The 18,968-nt window shown below is 69.4% G+C and carries 21 protein-coding genes; 11 read left to right on the top strand and 10 right to left on the bottom strand.

The annotated features are described in order from the left end of the window. Nucleotides 1-77 precede the first annotated feature (77 nt). Nucleotides 78-1,448 carry an aldehyde dehydrogenase (NADP(+)) gene (locus BKN51_RS10745; protein ID WP_101607502.1) on the top strand — a complete coding sequence of 457 codons (1,371 nt, stop codon included), beginning with the start codon at nt 78-80 and terminating at the stop codon, nt 1,446-1,448. 301 nt (nt 1,449-1,749) lie between these two features. Here the strand turns inward: BKN51_RS10745 and BKN51_RS10750 are convergent, their stop codons facing one another. From BKN51_RS10750 to BKN51_RS10760, 3 genes are read right to left on the bottom strand one after another with little or no spacing between them, the layout of a single operon-like run. Further along, the gene (locus tag BKN51_RS10750) at nt 1,750-2,964 is read right to left on the bottom strand and encodes a metal-dependent hydrolase family protein (protein WP_101607503.1); all 1,215 of its coding nucleotides are present in this window, start codon (nt 2,962-2,964) and stop codon (nt 1,750-1,752) included. Continuing rightward, nucleotides 2,961-3,398, bottom strand: coding sequence for a GAF domain-containing protein (locus tag BKN51_RS10755; protein ID WP_101607504.1), 438 nt, complete (start codon nt 3,396-3,398; stop codon nt 2,961-2,963). The genes BKN51_RS10750 and BKN51_RS10755 overlap by 4 nt, the downstream gene beginning before the upstream one ends. Continuing rightward, a complete protein-coding gene (locus tag BKN51_RS10760; protein WP_101607505.1) occupies nt 3,395-4,786 on the bottom strand; it encodes an MFS transporter in 1,392 nt (463 codons plus the stop codon). The genes BKN51_RS10755 and BKN51_RS10760 overlap by 4 nt, the downstream gene beginning before the upstream one ends. Nucleotides 4,787-4,921: 135 nt before the next feature. Between BKN51_RS10760 and BKN51_RS10765 the strand changes: the two genes are divergently transcribed. The 5 genes from BKN51_RS10765 (at nt 4,922) to BKN51_RS10785 (ending at nt 8,113) form a co-directional block, all read left to right on the top strand. After that, complete coding sequence (locus tag BKN51_RS10765) at nt 4,922-5,848, top strand: MurR/RpiR family transcriptional regulator (RefSeq protein WP_101607506.1); 927 nt, start codon at nt 4,922-4,924, stop codon at nt 5,846-5,848. Next, entirely contained in the window at nt 5,845-6,093 is a 249-nt protein-coding gene (locus BKN51_RS10770) for a hypothetical protein (RefSeq protein WP_101607507.1), read from the top strand. The genes BKN51_RS10765 and BKN51_RS10770 overlap by 4 nt, the downstream gene beginning before the upstream one ends. A gap of 96 nt (nt 6,094-6,189) precedes the next feature. After that, the gene (locus tag BKN51_RS10775) at nt 6,190-6,495 is read left to right on the top strand and encodes a hypothetical protein (RefSeq protein ID WP_101607508.1); all 306 of its coding nucleotides are present in this window, start codon (nt 6,190-6,192) and stop codon (nt 6,493-6,495) included. Then, a complete protein-coding gene (locus tag BKN51_RS10780) occupies nt 6,488-7,618 on the top strand; it encodes a VanZ family protein (RefSeq protein ID WP_101607509.1) in 1,131 nt (376 codons plus the stop codon). The genes BKN51_RS10775 and BKN51_RS10780 overlap by 8 nt, the downstream gene beginning before the upstream one ends. A gap of 84 nt (nt 7,619-7,702) precedes the next feature. Beyond that, nucleotides 7,703-8,113, top strand: a complete 411-nt coding sequence (locus BKN51_RS10785) for a hypothetical protein (protein WP_233224164.1) — start codon at nt 7,703-7,705, stop codon at nt 8,111-8,113. Here the strand turns inward: BKN51_RS10785 and BKN51_RS10790 are convergent. The 4 genes from BKN51_RS10790 to BKN51_RS10805 form a co-directional block, all read right to left on the bottom strand. Continuing rightward, complete coding sequence (locus tag BKN51_RS10790) at nt 8,086-9,180, bottom strand: S1 family peptidase (protein ID WP_101613164.1); 1,095 nt, start codon at nt 9,178-9,180, stop codon at nt 8,086-8,088. The two genes, BKN51_RS10785 and BKN51_RS10790, sit on opposite strands and share 28 nt — an antisense overlap. A gap of 343 nt (nt 9,181-9,523) precedes the next feature. Beyond that, nucleotides 9,524-10,441 carry a M56 family metallopeptidase gene (locus BKN51_RS10795; RefSeq protein ID WP_101607511.1) on the bottom strand — a complete coding sequence of 306 codons (918 nt, stop codon included), beginning with the start codon at nt 10,439-10,441 and terminating at the stop codon, nt 9,524-9,526. Beyond that, nucleotides 10,438-10,797 carry a BlaI/MecI/CopY family transcriptional regulator gene (locus tag BKN51_RS10800; protein WP_101607512.1) on the bottom strand — a complete coding sequence of 120 codons (360 nt, stop codon included), beginning with the start codon at nt 10,795-10,797 and terminating at the stop codon, nt 10,438-10,440. The genes BKN51_RS10795 and BKN51_RS10800 overlap by 4 nt, the downstream gene beginning before the upstream one ends. 37 nt (nt 10,798-10,834) lie before the next feature. Further along, complete coding sequence (locus BKN51_RS10805) at nt 10,835-11,887, bottom strand: C40 family peptidase (protein ID WP_101607513.1); 1,053 nt, start codon at nt 11,885-11,887, stop codon at nt 10,835-10,837. A 143-nt stretch (nt 11,888-12,030) separates the two neighbouring features. Between BKN51_RS10805 and BKN51_RS10810 the strand changes: the two genes are divergently transcribed. From BKN51_RS10810 to BKN51_RS10820, 3 genes are read left to right on the top strand one after another with little or no spacing between them, the layout of a single operon-like run. Continuing rightward, nucleotides 12,031-12,375, top strand: a complete 345-nt coding sequence (locus BKN51_RS10810; protein ID WP_233224165.1) for a hypothetical protein — start codon at nt 12,031-12,033, stop codon at nt 12,373-12,375. 54 nt (nt 12,376-12,429) lie between these two features. Continuing rightward, nucleotides 12,430-13,527, top strand: coding sequence for a PLP-dependent cysteine synthase family protein (locus tag BKN51_RS10815; protein ID WP_101607514.1), 1,098 nt, complete (start codon nt 12,430-12,432; stop codon nt 13,525-13,527). After that, nucleotides 13,524-14,750, top strand: a complete 1,227-nt coding sequence (locus BKN51_RS10820) for an MDR family MFS transporter (protein WP_101607515.1) — start codon at nt 13,524-13,526, stop codon at nt 14,748-14,750. Before BKN51_RS10815 ends, BKN51_RS10820 begins: the two co-directional genes overlap by 4 nt. A 45-nt stretch (nt 14,751-14,795) precedes the next feature. On the opposite strand, the gene BKN51_RS10825 is transcribed toward BKN51_RS10820, so the two are convergent. From BKN51_RS10825 to BKN51_RS10835, 3 genes are all read right to left on the bottom strand, one after another. Then, entirely contained in the window at nt 14,796-15,353 is a 558-nt protein-coding gene (locus tag BKN51_RS10825; protein ID WP_101607516.1) for a vitamin K epoxide reductase family protein, read from the bottom strand. Further along, on the bottom strand, nt 15,350-16,027 hold the full coding sequence (locus tag BKN51_RS10830; RefSeq protein WP_101607517.1) for a DsbA family protein: 678 nt from the start codon (nt 16,025-16,027) through the stop codon (nt 15,350-15,352). Before BKN51_RS10830 ends, BKN51_RS10825 begins: the two co-directional genes overlap by 4 nt. A 100-nt stretch (nt 16,028-16,127) precedes the next feature. Continuing rightward, complete coding sequence (locus BKN51_RS10835; RefSeq protein WP_101607518.1) at nt 16,128-16,541, bottom strand: hypothetical protein; 414 nt, start codon at nt 16,539-16,541, stop codon at nt 16,128-16,130. Nucleotides 16,542-16,958: 417 nt separating this feature from the next. Between BKN51_RS10835 and BKN51_RS10840 the strand changes: the two genes are divergently transcribed. Continuing rightward, a complete protein-coding gene (locus tag BKN51_RS10840; protein WP_101613166.1) occupies nt 16,959-17,324 on the top strand; it encodes a VOC family protein in 366 nt (121 codons plus the stop codon). Between the two features lie 295 nt (nt 17,325-17,619). After that, complete coding sequence (locus BKN51_RS10845; protein ID WP_101607519.1) at nt 17,620-18,960, top strand: serine hydrolase domain-containing protein; 1,341 nt, start codon at nt 17,620-17,622, stop codon at nt 18,958-18,960. Nucleotides 18,961-18,968 lie beyond the last annotated feature (8 nt).

Raw genomic sequence — 18,968 nt, forward strand, 5'->3', positions numbered from 1 at the left:
TGCCACGTAGGGAAAGCGCCCTTCGCCGCATGCGATGCGGGGAAAGGCCCCTTCAGCCCCCGGAGAGGAAGGAACCAATGAAGGAAATCGTCCAGGCGGCGGAGATCGCCGGTGCGTGGGCCGCCACCGACCCGAAGACGCGCGCGGCGGTGATCACCGGCGTGGCCGACGCGCTGGACGCGGCGGGCCCGGCGCTGATCGCGATCGCCGACGCCGAAACCCGGCTGGGGACGAAACGGCTGACCGGTGAGCTGGCCCGCACGACGTTCCAGCTGCGCCTGCTCGCGGCCGAGAGCGGTTCGTCCTACGACGTCCGGATCGATCGCGCCGATCCGTCGTGGCCACCCGGCCCCCGGCCGGATCTGCGCCGGTATCGCACGGCGGTGGGACCGGTCCTGGTGTTCGCCGCGAGCAACTTCCCCTTCGCGTTCAGCGTGGCGGGCGGGGACACCGCGGCGGCATGGGCGGCCGGATGCCCGGTGGTGGTCAAGGCGCATCCGGGGCATCCGGAGCTTTCCCGCCGGACGGCGTCGATCGTCGTCGAGGCGCTCGGGCGGTGGGGTGCGCTTCTCGGTCTTGTCGAGGGGGAAACCGCCGGAGTGGAGGCGCTGCGGCATCCGGCTGTCGCGGCCGCGGCCTTCACCGGATCGGTGGCGGGCGGGCTCGCCCTGGCGCGGATCGCGGCCGACCGGCCGGTTCCGATCCCGTTCCACGGCGAGCTCGGCAGCGTCAATCCGGTGATCGTCCTGCCCGGCGCCGCCGAGACGCGTGCCGAAGAACTGGCGACGGGTTACGCGGGTTCGCTGACGCTGGGCAACGGCCAGTTCTGCACGAACCCCGGCCTGGTGTTCGCGCCGTCCTCGGGGCCGTTCGTGGATCTCGTCGCCGAACGCTTGCGAGCGGTGACGGCGGGGTCTTTCTTGAACGATCGCATCGCCTCCGGTTTCGAGACCGTCGCGGAGCGGCTGGCCGCGATTCCGGGGATGCGCGAGATCGCCGGGGGAGCCGGGGCCCGGCTGCTCGAAATCGACCTCGCCGATTTCGTCCCGGACGTGGCGGAGGAGTGTTTCGGCCCGCTGGGCGTGATCGTGCGGTACTCGCGGCTCTCCGACGTCGTGCCGATTTTGGCGGCGCTGCCTGGTCAGCTCACGACGACCGTGCACGCCTTGGACTCGGAGGCGGGCGACGTCGAGGCGCTGCGTCCGGTGCTGGCCGACCGCAGTGGGCGGATCCTTTGGGGCGGCTGGCCGACCGGGGTCGCGGTGACCGCGGCGATGCAGCACGGCGGCCCGTACCCGGCGACGACCTCACCGGCGTCGACGTCGGTCGGGACGGCGGCGGTGGACCGCTTCCTGCGGCCGGTGTCCTATCAGGACTGGCCGTCACACCTGTTGCCCGAACCGCTGCGGGACGACAACCCCTGGGGCGTCCCGCAACGCTTTTCCTGACCCCGCGTTTCGTCCTCTGGTTGCGCTACATGCACGCGCTACTACCGCGACCAGAGGACGAAACGCGTCAGGCAAAGGTGGCCTTCAGGACACCGGCACCACCCCGCAAACGGAGACGCCCCGATTCACGCGATCGCTTCGCGTTCGGTGCCCCCAATGCCGCATTGGAGACGCTCAACGTCCCCGATGCGGCATTGGGGGCACCTGCTGGTCCGCGACCCCGCGCCTGACAAAGGCCGAAGGGGTCCTTCGCCCCGGTCGGCGTCCTAGGGTAGGGCCGCTGACCTGCCCACGAAACGCGTCAGGCGGAGACCACCGTCCCGCCCTGGATGACGTGACGGAAGCCCTTCGGCTCGGCCAGGACGCCGATGTCCTCCAGCGGATCCCGGTCGACGACGAGCAGATCCGCGTGCGCGCCGGGGGCCAGCGTGCCGATCTCGCCGGTCAGGTTCAGCAGGTCGGCCGCCGTCGACGTCGCTGAGCGGATCACGTCCACCGCGGGCTGGACCTCGCCGCGCAGCCGGAATTCGTGGTTCTGGTGCCGGTGCATCCCGCCGAGAAGATCGCTGCCGTACACCAGTTTCACCCCGCCCCGGTCGGCCTTTTCGAGCGCGGCCATACCCGCGCCGAGGACGTCGTCGACCTTGCGCCAGCTGGATTCCGGCAGCCCGTGCTCGCGCCCCTCCTCCTTCAGCGCCCAGTACGTGACCAACGTGGGCACGAGGTACGCGTCGTGCCGGAGGAACAGTTCGACACTGAGGTCGTCGATCAGGTTGCCGTGCTCGATCGACCGCACGCCCAGCTCCAGCGCGCGGTTCACCGCACGGGCGGTGTAGGAATGGGCGGCGACATAGCGGTTGGCCGCCTCCGCCTCCTCGACGATCGCGCGCAGTTCCTCGGCGGAGTACTGCGTCGAGTCGACCCGGTCGGTGGGGGAGGCGACGCCGCCGGAGGCCATCACCTTGATGTGGTGCGCTCCCTTGCGCAGTTCGTCGCGCGCCGCGGCGCGGACGGCGTCGACACCGTCGGCGACGCGGCCGAGCCCCGCGCAGCACGGGTGGTCGTCGCTGGCGTTGGCGCCGCGGGTCCGGCTGTCGCCGTGGCCGCCGGTCTGACTCAGCGCGCGCCCGCAGAACAGCAGGCGGGGACCGCGGAACAAGCCCTCGGCCTGCGCGTCGGCGAGACCGTAGTCGGCGCCCGAGGCGTCCCGGACCGTGGTGAAGCCCCGGTCCAGCATCAGGCTCATGGTGCGGGCGCTGTGCGCGGTCACATAGGACGGTGACGACGCGGGGAGCGACCCCAGGTCCGCTGTCGAAGCGGTCACGTGCACGTGCGCGTCGACGAGGCCGGGCAGCACGAACGCGCCGCGCAGGTCCTCGGTCCGGACGTCGCCGGCGGCGAGACCCGTGCCGGTCTCGACGATCCGGCCGTCGGCGCACCGGAGATCGCCCTCGGTGTACTCGCCCGTGACCGGGTCGAGCAGACGGGCGTTGCGCAGCAGCAGTGAGCCGTTCATCGGGCCTCCAGGATTTCGCGCAGGGCGGGCACCGCCAACGGTGCCAGAGATCGGGCGGCGGTGACGGAATCGTCGTCGTAGCTGCCTTCGGCGTCGAGGATGTTGAGGACGCCGAGCGTGCGCCCGTCGTCCACCACCGGCACGTTGATCACCGCGCCGCAGCCGAGCCGGTCGATGAGTTCGTGGTCGGCGAAGATCTCCCGCACCGCCGCGCTGTCGGGCCCGAAATAGGGTTCCTGTCCGGTGATGCACCGCTCCAGCCAGCCCGCCGCCACCTCGACGGTCTTTTCGCCGCCGACCGGGTACTCCGCCGGGTGGCTGCTGTGCACGCGGCGCAGCGCCCGCCGTTCGGGCACCCAGGCCAGCACGGTGAACAGCCTCACGCCGATCGTCGCTCGGGTCTTGTCCTCCACAATGGACAGCGACACGGTCACTTCGTCATCTCCTTGGCGGTTTCCACGGGCGCGCCGTGTTCGGTCAGTTCTTCCAGGGAACGGCCGGCGGTGGACAGGCCGAACACGACCACGCACACCACCCCGGCCGCCAGGACGGCGGTGGTCAGGCCGAAGACGCCGGCGAAGCCGAGGCTCGCGGCGGACAGGCCGATGATCGTCGGGGCCAGGATGCTGCCGAGCCTGCCGAACGCGCTGGACAGGCCGGTGCCGCTGGCGCGGATCCAGGTCGGGAACACCTCGGGGGTGTAGGAGTACACACCGGCGTAGGTGCCGTTGAGGAAGAACGACAGCACCGCCCCGGCGAGGGTGATCGACCACGGCGCGTCCATCTGGCTCAGCCAGAACGCGCTCACCGCCGAGCCCGCGAGGTACAACGCGATGGTGTGCTTGCGGTCGAGCCGTTCCGACAGCCAGGCCGCGGAGAAGTACCCGGGGATCTGCGCCAGGTAGATGATGATCGAGAACTCGAAGCTCTTGGTGACGGTGATCCCGCGTTCGACGAGCAGCGTCGGGATCCAGGAGAAGAAGCCGTAGTAGGAGAACGTGATCACGAACCAGACGGTCCAGATCACCGCGGTCCGGCGTGCCATCGCCGGGCTCCACAGGAACTTCAGCGCGCTGAAGAGGTTGACCTTGGGGGTTTCCTTCGCGGGCTGGACATCGGTCTCGGCCACGGCCGGAAGTGGTTGCCCGGTCGCCTTTTCGACGTCCCGCTCCAGTTTCGCGACGATCTTCTCCGCCTCGGCGTGACGCCCGTTCGCGACGAGGAACCTCGGCGATTCCGGCAGGGACCGGCGCCACCACAGCAGCATGACGATCGGCAGCGCGGTGATCAGCTGGGCGACCCGCCAGCCCTCCGGCACCGTCGGCACGACGAACCGCCCGATCAGCGCGGCCATCACGAAGCCGAACGAGAAGAACCCGGCGAGCGCGCCGACGAACCAGCCGCGTCGCTTCGCGGGGACGAATTCGGACAGGAACGGCGCGATGATCGCGCTTTCGGCACCCGCACCCGCCCCGGCCAGCACCCGGGCGCCCAGGAAGATCTCGTAGTTCGGGGAGAAGGCGGCGAGCACCGAGAACACCGCGTAGAAGGCCAGCGCGTACATCATGACCTTCTTGCGGCCGATGCGGTCGCCCAGCAGGCCCGCGGCGATCGCGCCGAAGAGGAAGCCGAACGGCGTCGCCGAACCGATCAGCCCGAGCTGCCCGTTGTCGAGACCCCAGACCGCTTTCGCGCTCGGCAGGAGGAAGGCGACCACGGCGGAGTCCATGCCGTCGAAGGTGTAACCGAGCCCGCCGATGAGCAGGAGCAGATAGTGGGGACGGCTCAGCGGGAGCCGGTCCAGTCGAGCCAGAAGCGTCATGGGGAACGCCTTCCGTGGTTCGGGCGACGAGGAGTGCGGACAACGTATACTGCGTTTCCGTAAAACTGCAATGGTTGTTGCAGGTGGTCCGACGGGCACGATGCGTTACCGTGGCGCGGTCGAGGGAGGGTGTGCGTGACAGAGACGGAAACCGGTGACGGTTTCGAGGCGTGGCTTCGGGATCGGACGCCGGAACGCGGCCTGCGGCCGAAGTCGGCCGCCGTGCTCGAAGTGCTGGTCTCGCAACCGCGCCGGGCGTCGTTCGGATCGACGGCCGAGCTCGCCCAGCTCGCCGGGGTCAACGTCGCCACCGTCACCCGCACCGCGCAGGCGCTCGGTTTCGCCGGCTGGCCCGCGCTGCAACAGGAGTTGCGGGCGCGCTACATGTCGTCGCTGAGCGCGCCGCAGGTGGCCGAGGAACACCGGGACGTGGACTCGCCGGGCTCGGCGTCGCTGCGCCGCGACCTCGACAGCCTCGCCCTGCTCAACCGGCGGGTCACCGAGGACGAGATCCGCAACGTCGCCGAGGCCGTCGCCGCCGCGCGCCGCACGCTCGTCATCGCCGACGGCAGCTATGCCGCCGTCGGGATCGCGTTCGCGCACAACGCCCGGCTCGCCGGATACGACGTCCACGCGATCACCGCGGGCGACGCCGAACTCGCCAACGCCACGGCCAAACTCACCGCCGACGACGTGCTCATCGCGATCAGTTTCTGGCGCCTGTACGAAAGTACGGTGCTCGCCGCGGACGAGGCGAAGGCGAGGGGAGCGCGCGCGTTCGCCATCACCGACGCGGCCAGCCCCGCGCTGGCGGGCGCCGTCGAGCAGGTACTGATGGTGCCGGCCGAAGGCGTGACCTTCTTCCCGTCGCTGACCGCGGGGATGAGCCTGGTGCAGGCCATCGTCGCGCAGCTCGCCGCCGTCGATCCCGTCCGCACCGGCGAATCCATCGAGGCGGCCGAAGCCATGTGGTCGCGGTTCGATCTGCTGCATCGCCGTCCGGGATCGGGGATGCGGCCAGTGCCGAAAAGGCCGACCGGTCGAGGCACCTCCGCCGGATGACCGATCCGCCGCACCCCGCCGGGAAGCGATCCTGGTTCCAGGCCGCCGGAACAGGCGGTACGGGGATCGAGGAGGCCGAAATGACGATCATCGCGACTTTGGGCGCATACGCCGGGCTCGCGCTGCTGGCGCTGATGGCGGCGACCCCGCTGCTCGTCGAACTCGACCAGCGTTTCCCGGTCACCCGCCGGGTGAAGACGGCCGAACGGGAACGCCGAATGCCCGCCTCGCTCGCGTCGGCGTGACGCAGAGCACAGAGATCAGCCCGGGACTACCTCACGTGAGTGATTCCGGAACCGTCAAGTCGTAACTTTGTGTCGCGCTGTGGAACGCTGAGTGACGTGACCGTGGATTTCTGCACCGACAACCACTCCGCCGACCCCTTCGCGGAGTTCCGGCGGAACGTCGACGAGCTGACCCAGGCGTTCATCGACGCCTGCCGTCAGGGCCGCAGTCCCGGCGACGCCACTCTCGACCTGTTGCAGCGGATCCACCACGAAGACCGCAACTGGGTCGTCGTCCATCTGACCTTCGCCATCGCCGCGCTCGCGCACCAGCGAGCTCTCGCTCCGGCCGAGTCCGTCACCCGGCCAGGTGGCGTACCGGGTGCGCCGGAGCGAGCGTTGTTAGCTTCCGCGAGTGACTGATCCGACCGTCTCCGCGGTCATCGCGGTGTTCGCGGGTTTCGTGCTCGCGGGCATCCTGGCCGTCCCGTACATCGCGGCGAGCTACCGGCGCCGCGGCGAACTCGGGCTGTGGCGGGTCCTGCTGGTGTTCGGGTTCCTGGTCTACGCCATGTCACTGTGGACGTACACGTTGCTCCCCATCCCGCAGACAACGGCGGCGTGGTGCGCCGAGCACGCGACGAGTCACCTGCAACTGCGCCCGTTCCAGTTCGTCGCCGACATCCGCCGCGAACAGAGCGGGGCGGGCCTGCGCGCGTTCCTGCGCAATCCCGCGGTCCAGCAGGCGGTCTTCAACGTCGCCTTGTTCGTGCCGCTGGGCATGTTCGTCCGGCACCTCTTCCGGCGCGGTTTCGCGGTCACCGTCGCCCTCGGGTTCGCGGTCTCCCTGTTCATCGAGTGCACCCAGCTCACCGGGGTCTGGTTCCTGTTCGACTGCCCGTACCGGCTCGCCGACGTCGACGACCTGCTGACCAACACCCTCGGCGCCGCCGTCGGCTTCGGCCTCGCCCCGTTGCTGCGGCTGCTGCCGGGCAACGAGCCGTCCGCACCGCCCGGAACGCCGCGACCGGTCACCGCGCGCCGCCGTCTGCTCGGGATGGCCGTCGACTTCGTCTCGGTCGTGCTGCTCGGCACCACCATCGGGATCGTGACGACCCTGGTGGCGGGCGAACCGAACACCGTGGTCACGGCGCTGACCAGCACCCTGCTGCCCGCCGTGCTCCTGTTGTTCGTCATCCCCGTCGCGGGCAACGGCGCCAGTTTCGGCCAGCGGATCGTGCTGCTGCGGCCCGCCGGGCCGGACGGCGGGAAGCCCGCCCTGTGGCGGATGATCGTGCGATTCCTGGCCGGGTCCGGCGGCTACTTCACGCTGCTCACCCTGGCGTCCGCGGTCAACAGCGGATTCGAGCCCTTGGCGAACCTGTTGTTCTTCGTCAGCGGCATCCTCGCGATCCGGCCTCTGGGCCACAAAGGACTGTCCGGACTGGTCGCCGGACTGGAGATCGTCGACCTGCGCGAAATCGAGAGCCCGGACCGGGAGCCTGTCGTCGACGTGCGCGGTGGCCCCACACCGCCACTCACCTGATCGGGTCGACCCTGTCGTTCACGCGAGTCATTCCGCCTGGCAGGAGGCGCGGGCCTGAACACTCCCCGGGTGGACGTGGAGTCGATGGATGACGTGGCCGACTGCCTGCTCTCGGTGGCTTGGAACATTTTCCCGCTGATGGGGAAACCGCCCGCGAGCCCGGGGGACCGGCCGGAGGAGATCCGTTCCTTCCTCGTCGACACCTGTCACGACGCCGGGCTGCGGGCCCGGGAATGGGCGGCGGCGCACGGCGCGGGAACAGCGGCGGACCGCCGTCCCTTCCTGCGGCTCGCGGAGATCGGGGCGGACGCGAACCTGTTCCTGGGCATGGTTTCCGGCACGCTGGTCACCGATCACGAGCGGATCCGCCGCCGATGGACCGAGATCGAGACGCTGGTCGGCGAAGCACGCGAACTCGCCGGGGAGATCAAGGGGCGGCCGTCGCACCGGCCGCCCCTCTTCGGCGATCAGTCCTTCTCGAGAGTCAGGTCGTAGCGGTTGAGCACCTCCTTGACGGGCTGGAAGAAGGTGGTGCCGCCTTCGTTGCAATCGCCGGAGCCGCCCGAGGTCATACCCTGTGCCTGCACCAGCTTCGTCCCGGAACCCGACGACGGACGGCTGACGTACGAGCCGCCGGAGTCGCCCGGTTCGGCGCAGGCGCTGGTCTGGGTGAGGCCCCGCACGATGTTGCCGTTGCCGTAGTTCACCGTCTGGTCCAGCGCTTCGACCCGCCCGCACTGCCACTTGGTGGTGATCCCGGACCGGCAGACGCGGCCGCCGACGGCGACGACCTCGGAGCCCTCGATCCGCACGTCGGTACCGTCCCCGTACCGGTCGACCCGGGGCGGGGTCGAGACGTCGGAGTGGGTCACCTTGACGGTCCCGTAGTCGTTACCGGGGAAGGACGACTTCGAGACAGGGCCGATCGTGCCGTCGACGCCGTGCACGGTGCCGCCGAGTTCGGTGCAGTGGCCCGCGGTGATCACGTAATGATCGTCGTCGTCATGGGCGTTGAACCCGACCGAACAGGCGCCGCCGTTGAAGTAGAGACCCTGTCCGCCGACCACGCTCCACAACGGCCGTGGCGCGCTCTTCACCTGGTCCACCCGGACCGGGACACCGGCGGCCGCCGCCCAGGCCCGGCCCGCGGAGTCGCCGCCGACCACCTCGACCACGACCTCGTTCGCGGGCGCGTCGACGTACCAGCCGGCGACCGAGCCGGGAAGGCCGGCGGTTCTGTCGTCCAATGTGGACTGGATCTTCTTCAGTTCGGCGGAACTGTGCTTCATCACCTTCGGGATCGCGCCCGCCGAACGGATCGCGGCCGAGCGGCTCGCGTCGGCGGTGCCGACGACGAGTTCACCGGTCGTCGTGTCCAGCCAGGAGCCGGCGAACGCGGCGCCGAGCGAAGCGCCGATCTTCTGCTGCGAGGCGGCCAGCGTGGCCGGACCCGCCGTTTCGTTCAGCACCGGTGTCGCCGCCGAAGCCGGGGTCGCGAAGGCGGTGACGGCTGCCGCGGCGCCTATCACCGCGGTCATGGTGCGCAGAGGACGTCGGATCACGAAAACCTCCATGGGATTGCGGAATTCGTTGCGGGGTGTGTACTGAGAAGCGCCTCTCGTCCGACGTTACGACAACGGGCTATCGGCCGAATGCCGCCATTTGAGTTGCACCGGCAATTCGCCTTACCGGCTCAATGGAACGGGGATTTCCCGGCATTGCTCACTCTTGTGAGTGGAGCTTGCCCGAATTGCCGTCCCCGGTTCGTCCAGTCGAACACGACAATAAGCGACCCTCGGCCACCCGTTCGGGAAAAGGGGCGAACGTCGAGAAACGGCGTATCACCTGATTGTGTCCGGCGCTGAACCCGTTCGCTCTCCTTGGTGACGAACGCGTCTCTTTCGTTCACCAGCAGGAAAGGAGTCCCGCCGTGAACATCAGGCCGACGGTGAGCGCGGGCGGGGCGAACAACGCGAGGGTTCCGCCCGCGACGGCCCGCACCCGGTCCGGTAACCGGGACGGACCGCAGGGGTGCCGGGCGAGCCATCGCAACCGGAGCGCGGTGTCGCCGCCTTCCGAGGCGTGGATCGACAGCAGTGCCGAGCGCACGGTTTCCGGTCCGTGCCCGGTCGCGGCCGCCCGGTCGGCGGCCAGTTCGACGAGGAGGCGGACCGCGCCGGGGAGTTCGCGCATGAGCGGGACGAACCGCAACGTGCGGCCGAGTGTTTCGGCGCATCCGGCCAGCAGGTGATGCCTTCCGCGCAGATGCGCGCGTTCGTGCTCCAGTACCGCGTTCAGTTCCCGGGAGGTGAGCCTGCCCGCCAGGCCCCGGCTGGCGACGATCAGGCCGTCGCGGCCGCCGAGGCTGTAGGCGATCGGCCGCTCGTCGGGCACCCACAGCGTCGCGATCGGCCGCTCGTCACGGGTGCCTGTCAGCCTGAGCGCGTCCCGGTGACGCCGGTGCAGCAGGGTGCTGCGTTTCCTGCGGCGGGCCCAGGTCACGGTGAGCCGGGTGGCGGCGATCACGACGACCGCCCCGGCGAAACCGCCGACGAGGGGATCGAGACCGGGCAGGCCGCTGTGCCCGACCGCCGCCCAGCAGTCGTGGAGGAACCGGGTGATCGCCGCGGCGGGGCCGTGGTCCGGCAATACGAGGAGAAGGACGGCGCCGAGAGTGCCGGCGAGCACGCCGAGGGCGGTCAGCAGCCACCACGCGAGCGCCGTACCGGGACTGATCCCACCGGCGGTCAGCCTGCCGAGCAACCGGGGCGAGCACCAGCCGATCACCGCGACACCGAACAGGAGCACCGCCGCCAGGATCATCGCTTGGGCTTCCGTCGCAGCGCCCGTCGCAGGATGTCGGACTCCTCTTCGGTGACCGAGCGCGCGAAATGCAGCAGCACCGATTCCCGGTCCTCCGAGGAGTCGAGGAGTTCGCGCAGGCTTTGCGCGGTGGCTTCCTCACGGGTCGCCACGGCGCGATAGCGGTAGGCGCGATTCTCCATTTCGCGCACGACCCATTCCTTGCGGTGCAGATTGTCCAGCACCGTCATCACCGTGGTGTAGGCGAGTTCGCGATCCCGGTTGATCGCCTCGAGCACCTGGCGGACCCGCAAGGGTTCCGCCGAATTCCAGAGCACGTCCATCACCGACGCTTCGAGCTCGCCCAGCCGTTGCATGACACCTCCGCACGGAAGGATACTGCGTGCGCCGCGGTCACCCGACGATGCGCCGCGCGCCCATCAGATGCCCGTCGCCCTTGACCGACCGGACGTCGACCAGCTGACCCTCGGTCGGCGCGTCGACCATCTTGCCGTTGCCGACGTACATGCCGACGTGATGGATCGCTCCCGGATCGCCGGTGCCGTCGTCGTAGAAGACGAGGTCTCCGGGGACGAGCCGGTCCAGCGGGACGGCCTTTCCCGCGGTGTACTGCTGACGGCTGGTGCGCGGAAGCGAGACGCCCGCCTGCTTGTACGCCCACGACGTCAGGCCGGAACAGTCGAACTCGCCCGGTCCGGTGGCGCCCCACTGGTATTCCGAGCCTCGTTTGGACAGTGCCGCCTGGAGCGCGTCGTTCGCGGCGCCGGGCGGGCCGAGATAGGAACCCTTGTCCTGGACCTTGCCGAGTTTCGCCTTGTCCGACGCGGGCAGGTCACCGAGCGCGTTCCTGACCTCGACGATCCGGCTGTCGAGGTCCTCTTTGCGGGTGCGGACCTGGTCCAGCGCCACGGTCGCGTCGTTCGCCGCGAGCTGGGCCGTCTCCCGCGCGTTCGCCGCGGTGGTGCGAGCGGCCTGCGCGGAACCGAGCGCGTCGCGCAGGCCGCTCAACGCCTTGGCCTTCTCTTCGGCCAGTACCGACAGCGCGGACGAGCGGTCGAGGAACTCCTGCCTGCTGCCGCTGTCGAGCAGGAGGACGGCGTTGCCGAGCTGGTGGCCGTTCATCGCGGACCGGGCGATCGCCTCGACCTGCGGCCGGAAACGATCGATGGCCGACTGCGCCCGCGTGAGATCGCCGTCGGCCCGGCCGAGGGCGGCCGTCGCCTGGTCGCGTTCGGTCTCGCGGGCCTTCAATCGGTCTTGTGATTCCAGCAGATCCTCGTCGGCCTTGGCCGCCTGCGCGCCGAGTTCCTGGTAGCGCCGCATCGGGTCCTGGCCGTCCGGCGGCGGTGCCGGTTGCGCGCTCGCGGGGAGCGCGCCGAAGCCGAGGATCACGAGGGCGGCGGTGGCGGCGAGGGGGTGCCGCGGCGAACGCCGGTGTGGTGTCACGGGTGCCGAATCTCCTGTCGCACAGGTTCAACTATCGCGCTTAGTAGTACGGGGACCGGTGTGAGCGCCCGGTGAAGTCCTACTAGGGCAGTTAGTACTAGGCGTCATGGGAGTTCGAGTCGATCTTTGCTACGGTGGGAACCGTGAGTGTCTCTCCGGCTACTCTTCGTCGGCTCGTGGTGGCCTTGCTGCTGCTGGTCGTGGCGGGAACGCAGGCGTACGGCTGCCTCGACGGGCCCGGCGAAACGGCCGTCGTCGCGGCGGCCTCGCACGATTCGTCGTGCCCGCCGAGCGAGGGACACCTGCACTCCCGACCGCTCGCCGCGGTCGCGGTGCGAAGCGACGCCTCGCCGTCCACCCCGGATTCTCTGCCTCCGCTCGCCTCGTCACCCGTTCTTTCGTTCCCGGTGAGGGAGCGCCCCCGGTCGATCGCGTTCGACCGGAGTGGCCCCCGGATACTCACCGAGCTGTGCGTCTCCCGGACGTGACCGTTCCCGCGCCGGTCCGGTCCTGTTCGCACAGCACAGAAAGACGAATCCTCGATGAACGCTGTCCTCCCTCATGAACCTCTCGCGCCTTCCCGCCTCCTCAGTACCGCCGCGCGCTGCGTGTCCCCGGCGCTGGCCGTCGGCAATACGCCCGTGCTGTGGATCGACGAACGGCTCACCGGCTCCGGCAAGGGCTTCTGGGCCAAGCTGGAGGGTTTCAACCCCGGCGGCATGAAGGATCGCCCCGCGTTGCACATGGTGGGAGCGGCCAAGGCCCGCGGCGACCTGGCGGACGGCGCGATGATCGTCGAGTCGACCAGCGGGACGCTCGGGCTCGGGCTGGCGCTGGCCGGGATCGTCCACGGCCATCCGGTCACCCTGGTCACCGATCCGGGGATGGAGCCCATCGTGCGGCGCATGCTCACCGCGCACGGCACCCGGGTCGACCTCGTCACCGAGCCCCATCCGGCGGGCGGCTGGCAGCAAGCGCGCCGGGACCGCGTCCAGCGGGTGCTCGAGGAGCGGCCCGGTTCCTGGTGCCCCGATCAGTACCACAACCCGGACAACGTGGCCGCGTACGCGACCTTGGCCGACGAACTGGCCGCGCAACTGGGCCGGATCGACGTCCTGGTGTGCTCGGTCGGCACCGGCGGGCATTCGGCCGGGACCTTCCGCGCGCTGCGGCGGTACTTCCCGCATCTGCGCCTGGTCGGCGTGGACACCGTCGGGTCGACGATCTTCGGGCAACCCGCCACCTCGCGGCTGATGCGCGGGCTCGGGTCGAGCATCCATCCGCGCAACGTCGATTACGACGCTTTCGAGGAGATCCACTGGGTGGCGCCCGCCGAAGCGGTCTGGACCTGCCGCCGTCTCGCCGCCGCCCAGTACGCGACCGGCGGCTGGAGTGTCGGCGCGGTCGCCCTCGTCGCGGCCTGGCTGGCCCGTACGCACGATCCGGACGTGCGGATCGCCGCGATCTTCCCGGACGGCCCGCAGCGCTACTTCGACACCGTCTACAACGACGACTACTGCGCGGGACACGGCCTGCTCGACGTCGTCCCGGCCGGGGAACCGGACGTCGTCGGCCATCCCGGCGAGCGGGTGGTGGAACGCTGGACCCGGTGCCGCACGATCGTGGATCCCGCGCTGTGACGGGATTTCCGGCGCGGTTCCGGTCCTTCGACCGGCCGAGCAAAGTGCTGATGGTCAACCAGTTCACCATCAACGTCGGCTTTTACATGCTGATGCCGTACCTCGCCGGCTATCTCGCCGGCCCGCTGGGACTGGCGGGCTGGGCCGTGGGCCTGGTGCTGGGCATCCGCAACTTCTCGCAGCAGGGCATGTTCCTGGTCGGGGGCACCCTCGCCGACCGGTTCGGCTACAAACCGCTCATCGTCGCCGGATGCGTGCTGCGGACGGCGGGTTTCGCGTTGTTGAGCGTGACGTCCTCGCTGCCGTCGCTGATCGTCGCGTCCGCGGCCACCGGTTTCGCCGGAGCCCTGTTCAACCCGGCTGTCCGCGCCTATCTGGCGGTGGACGCGGGGGAGCGGCGGCTGGAGGCCTTCTCGGTGTTCAACGTGTTCTACCAGGGCGGGATCCTCGCGGGCCCGGTGGTCGGGCTGGCGTTGACGGCCGTCGACTTCCGGCTGACCTGCCTGGTCGCCGCCGCGGTCTTCGGTGTCCTGACCGTGGTGCAGGTGCGGGCGCTGCCCGCGCACGAAAGCGAGGGGGAACGGTCGTCGATCTGGGCGGACTGGCGGGTCGTCGCCGGGAACCGAGCCTTCCTGCTCTTCGCGCTGGTCATGATCGGCTCGTACGTGCTCTCCTTCCAGACCTATCTGGCACTTCCGATGGAGGCGCGCCGGATCACGGGCTCGGAGACGTCGGCCACCGCGCTCATCGCCGGGCTGTTCGTGATCTCGGGCGGTCTCGCGATCGCCGGCCAGCTCAAGATCACCGCCTGGTTCAAGAACCGGTGGTCGCCCGGCACGTGTCTCGCCTTGGGGATGGTGTTCATGGCCGCGGCGTTCGTCGCGCCGCTGGTAGTCGCCAGGGCGGGTCCGGTCACGGCCGGGGCGGGGTTGCTCGTCTCCGCCGCGCTGCTGGCCGTCGGCACGGTCGTCGTCTTCCCGTTCGAGATGGACACCGTCGTCCGGCTGTCGGGTGACCGGCTGGTCGCCACGCACTACGGCTTCTACAACACGATCGTCGGCGTGGGCATCCTGCTCGGGAATCTCTTCACCGGTACCGTTTTCGACCTCGCGCGCCGGGCGGGCTGGCCGGAGATCCCCTGGCTCGCTTTGACGGTGCTCGGTGTCGCCTGTGCGGTGGGGCTGCGTGCTCTCGACCGGGGCAGGCGTCTGGTCTCGGTGTAGTGCCGTCGCGAAGGCCACCGGACGCCGGTGGCCTTCGCGACGGTGTCAGACGAGCGTCTTCCAGTAGTTCCAGAAGGCCTGCAGGACCGCTGCGCCGACGACCGCGTACCAGACCACGAGGACCACGCTGTGGTAGCGGACGACCATCCGTCCTTTGTGGAGATTGTGCAGGGTCGTGTACCAGAAGACGGCGATGGTGACCGCCCAGACGACCATGCAGTACGGGCAGAGCGCGCCGATGACGTAGAGACTCTGGACCATCAGCCAATGCACGAAGACGACGCCGAGCAACGAACCCGCTTGCAGGCCCAGCCAGTACCAACGAGGGAGCCGTGCGCCGGCCAGCACCGCGACACCGGTCGTCACGACCACACTGAACCCGGCGATCCCCAGCAACGGATTGGGAAAGCCGAACAGGTCCGCCTGCGGGGTCTTCATGATCGATCCGCAGCTGAGGACCGGATTGATACTGCAGGTCGGGATGTAGGAGAAATCCTTGAGCAGCTTGATCTTCTCGATGGTGAGCACGAACGCCGCCACCAGGCCGACGGCGCCGCCGACCAGCAGCACCCACGGCGTCACGCGGGTGGCGAAGGGCGTCATTTCGCCAGTTCCTTGTCGATGACGGCCTTGAGAGCCTGATAGGACGGCGACCCCGAGAACTTGACGCCGTTGACGAAGAAGGTCGGCGTGCCCTCGACGCCGATGTTCGCACCGTCGGTGCGGTCGGCCAGGACCCGGCCGAGCGTGACGGGATCGTCCAGTGCGGCCTCGAAGGCGGGCAGGTCCAGGCCGAGCTCGCGTGCGAAGCCGAGGAAGGTCTCGCGGTGGGAGACCCGCTGGTCGCCCCATTGCGACTGCCTCTCGAACATCAGGCGGTACATCGGTTCGAGCTTGCCCTGCTTGCCCGCGGCCTCCACGGTCCGCGCGGCGAGCTCGGCGTTCTGGTGGCTGGGAATGGGGAAGTAGCGCATCACGAAGGTGACGCGGTCGCCGTACTCGGCACGCAGCCGCTCGACGCCGGGATACGCGGCGCCGCACGCTTCGCACTCCAGGTCGAGGAACTCCACGACGGTCACCTTGGCACCGGCCGGATCGGACAGGCGATGGCTGTCCGGCCGGACCAGGATCGACGCGGGTACCGCGGGAGGCGCGCCGTCGCCGCCCGCCTGTGCGGCCGGGGCGTCCTCGCCCAGCCTGGTGAAGACGAGCAACGCGGCCACCACCGCGATCACGACGGCCACGACCGTCAGGGAAACCTTGGCGTTCTTGGTCATTCTGCTGAGTCCTTAGCTCGGATCCGGGCAACTGAAGGCGTGGGGCATGACCGGTCCGCCCTCGATGCGAGGGCGGACCGGTCACGACCGGGGCTGCCGATCAGGTGCGGGAAACGCAGAGCTGGACGAGAAGAGGTGTCGCCGTCGGACGCTTGAACGCCCGGGTGCCCGGCGGCACGCCCGCTGTCGCGGGCCGGCTGCGCCGGACGAGCACGAGGAGAGTGGCCAGCAGCGCCGCGCCGATCCCCGTGACGTCGTCGAGGTGGTTGTGCGGCGGTTCGGCCGGGACCAGCCAGGCGGCGTGGTCGGCGCTCAAGTGGGATGTGGCCGGTTCGCATTCGTTCGCCGGGTTTGTGGCGTGGGTCGCTTCGGCGGCGAACAGGGGAGCGCAGGGTGAGCCCGCCGCCGCGGCGCCGTCGCTGCACAGCGCGCTCTGCAGCAGCGCGACAGCGGTGAGCACGGCCAGCACGGCGAGAAGCCGCGCGGCCGTCGTCGCTGTCTTTCCGCCGGGCACGGACTGCAGAGTAAAGGTGGCCTTGTAAAGCCACGGCGAGTTCGGGGCGCGGTGAGGCGTCGGTACAGGTGGTCATCCGAAGTACGTGAAGGCCCCCTTCCTTGCGCCTAGGTACAGGAAGGGGGCCTTCGCGCGGCCCGGGGCGCGTGAGGGGAACTTCGAGGGACCCAGGGTCCCTCAAGGCGTCCTTCACGGACTGCGCGGACCCGAATCGCCACCCGGATCAATTTCGTCTTCAAGCCGGATGGTGTGCAGAACTCCGATGGATCTTTCGTTCAGGACTTCGTCCTAGCGCCGGGGTTCCGATCATGACGCGCTTGCGGGATCGGCCGGCCGCTATACAGTGGTCGCGACCCGTGAACAGTGCCTGCCAGTGGCGTGACGAGCAATCCGAAACTACTGAAAGGATCACCTTTCGTGCCGAGGTTCAAGAATGTTCTCGCTGTACTCCCGGTCTCCGACCATGCCGCCGCGGTAGCTTGGTACAAGCAGTGGATCGGGCGTGGCCCCGATGCCGAGCCCATGGACGGCGTCGCGGAGTGGCAACTCGTCGAAAACGCGTGGATCCAGGTCGCCCATGCGCCGGAGGCCGCCGGGAAGGGTTCCGTGGTCATCGGTGTCGAGGACATCGATGAAACCGTCGGCACTCTCGCCGTCCAGGGCGTGAAATGCGGCCCCATCCAGGACTACGACTTCATCAAGTTGTCCGATGTCGCGGATCCGGAAGGCAATAAGATCAACTTCGTCTGGGAGAACCCGAACTACCAGCCTCCAGCGGAGTAAGTCGAAGCGCTGAACGTCCGTGAAGGCCTCCTTCCCTACCCTCAAGGTAGGCAAGGAGGCCTTCACGGTTCGGCGACGTTGTCGTCCTGCCGCACCCTGTCGGCGAAGTCCTCCTCCTGTTCGGGATCTTCCATCCCCGCCATGGCGCGGTCCACAGTAGACGGTCCGACGCTGCTATGGCCGGGCCCACAAGGCCGTGCCCGAATCTCTGGCGGCTCGTCCAAAGTGCTCTGTTTCGGCCGGGACACATACTGGCGCCCCATCGGACGCCGAGGTCCCGGAGGTTCCAGTCAGCATGAGCGCAGCCGCGTCCTTCGTGCCGGACGAAGTTTGCCGAAAGACATTGTGCGATCGGTCGTTCGCCACGGGCCTGTCCGTGGCGGTCACCGACCGCGAGGAAGTCGTCTCGTCCGGAGTGTTCGGGCACGCCGACCAGGCCGCCGGTTCGCCGGTCACCGGGGACACGCTCTTCGAGATCGGGTCGATCACCAAGGGGATGACCTGCGTCCTGCTGTTGCGTGCCCGCGACGCGGGCCTCGTCGACCTGGACTCGCCGGTCACGGCCTACCTGCCGTGGTTCTCCGTGCGATCGAGCCACGAGCCGATCACGCTCCGCCACCTGATGACGCATACGGCGGGGATCATCGCCGGTCCGGACGTCTCCCCGGACGCCATCTTCGAGGTGTGGGCGCTGCGGGACACGGAGGCGACGACGCCGCCGGGAACCTGGTTCCACTATTCGAACGCCGGGTACAAGGCGCTCGGCCTCGTGCTGGAGGCCGTCCACCGGCGGCCGTATCACGAGCTTCTCGGCGAGCTGCTCGCCTCACTCGGGATGCACGCCTCCGCACCCGCGGTCACCCATGACCTCCGGTCGCGCCTGGCGGTGGGGTACGAACCGCGCTACGACGACCGTCACCCCGTCCGGGAAGACGGCGTCGTCCCCGCGACCTGGATCGAGAACGCCACCGCGGACGGCTGTGTCGCGGCGACGGCGAGAGACATGACGGCCTGGCTGCGGCTCCTGATCGGCAGGGATACGGGGCAGGTGAGGGAGATGCTCACGCCCGCCATCCTCGACGAGGAGGACTACCCGGGCTGCGCGTACGGGCTCGGCATGCAGGTCGGTGACCTCGACGGCCGTCCGCACACCTGGCACACCGGCGGGATGATCGGCTACCACGCGGCGATCGCCTGCGATCTCGACGCGGGGATCGGGGCTGCCGTCCTGGCCAACGGTGTCGGACCGTGGCTGGACTTGGCCGTGCACCTGGTCGCGGCCGAGCGGGCGGAGCGTGACGGTGTGCCGTCGCCCGAGTTCACGCCGCCGCTGAAGAAACCTGCTCCACCGCCAGCCGCGGAGAACCCGCCGGAGCGATGGGCGGCCTTGGTCGGGCATTACCGCTGCCACAACCCCTGGCTGTCGAATCTCCACGTCCACGCATCCGGGGACAAGCTGTGGGTCTCGGTCTGCGGCGGCGAGCCGGAACAGCTCGTTCCCTTGCCGGACGGTGCCTTCCGCGTCGGATCCGACGAGCGGTCGCCCGAGCGGCTGCGTTTCGACGTCGTCATCGACGGGGCCGCGATCCGCGCCGACTACTCCGGATGTCCCTTGTACCGCACGTTCACCCCGTAGGTGGAATC

The sequence above is a fragment of the Amycolatopsis sp. BJA-103 genome (assembly GCF_002849735.1).
In the GTDB taxonomy this organism is placed as follows: Bacteria; Actinomycetota; Actinomycetes; order Mycobacteriales; family Pseudonocardiaceae; genus Amycolatopsis.

Bases quoted from the DNA above. Each gene is read 5' to 3' on its own strand.
- BKN51_RS10795 (WP_101607511.1), bottom strand. From the start codon at position 10,441: ATGATCCTGGCGGCGGTGCTCCTGTTCGGTGTCGCGGTGATCGGCTGG.
- BKN51_RS10760 (WP_101607505.1), bottom strand. From the start codon at position 4,786: ATGACGCTTCTGGCTCGACTGGACCGGCTCCCGCTGAGCCGTCCCCAC.
- BKN51_RS10825 (WP_101607516.1), bottom strand. From the start codon at position 15,353: ATGACGCCCTTCGCCACCCGCGTGACGCCGTGGGTGCTGCTGGTCGGC.
- BKN51_RS10745 (WP_101607502.1), top strand. From the start codon at position 78: ATGAAGGAAATCGTCCAGGCGGCGGAGATCGCCGGTGCGTGGGCCGCC.
- BKN51_RS10845 (WP_101607519.1), top strand. From the start codon at position 17,620: ATGAGCGCAGCCGCGTCCTTCGTGCCGGACGAAGTTTGCCGAAAGACA.
- BKN51_RS10830 (WP_101607517.1), bottom strand. From the start codon at position 16,027: ATGACCAAGAACGCCAAGGTTTCCCTGACGGTCGTGGCCGTCGTGATC.
- BKN51_RS10800 (WP_101607512.1), bottom strand. From the start codon at position 10,797: ATGCAACGGCTGGGCGAGCTCGAAGCGTCGGTGATGGACGTGCTCTGG.
- BKN51_RS10770 (WP_101607507.1), top strand. From the start codon at position 5,845: ATGACCGATCCGCCGCACCCCGCCGGGAAGCGATCCTGGTTCCAGGCC.
- BKN51_RS10785 (WP_233224164.1), top strand. From the start codon at position 7,703: ATGGATGACGTGGCCGACTGCCTGCTCTCGGTGGCTTGGAACATTTTC.
- BKN51_RS10750 (WP_101607503.1), bottom strand. From the start codon at position 2,964: ATGAACGGCTCACTGCTGCTGCGCAACGCCCGTCTGCTCGACCCGGTC.
- BKN51_RS10815 (WP_101607514.1), top strand. From the start codon at position 12,430: ATGAACGCTGTCCTCCCTCATGAACCTCTCGCGCCTTCCCGCCTCCTC.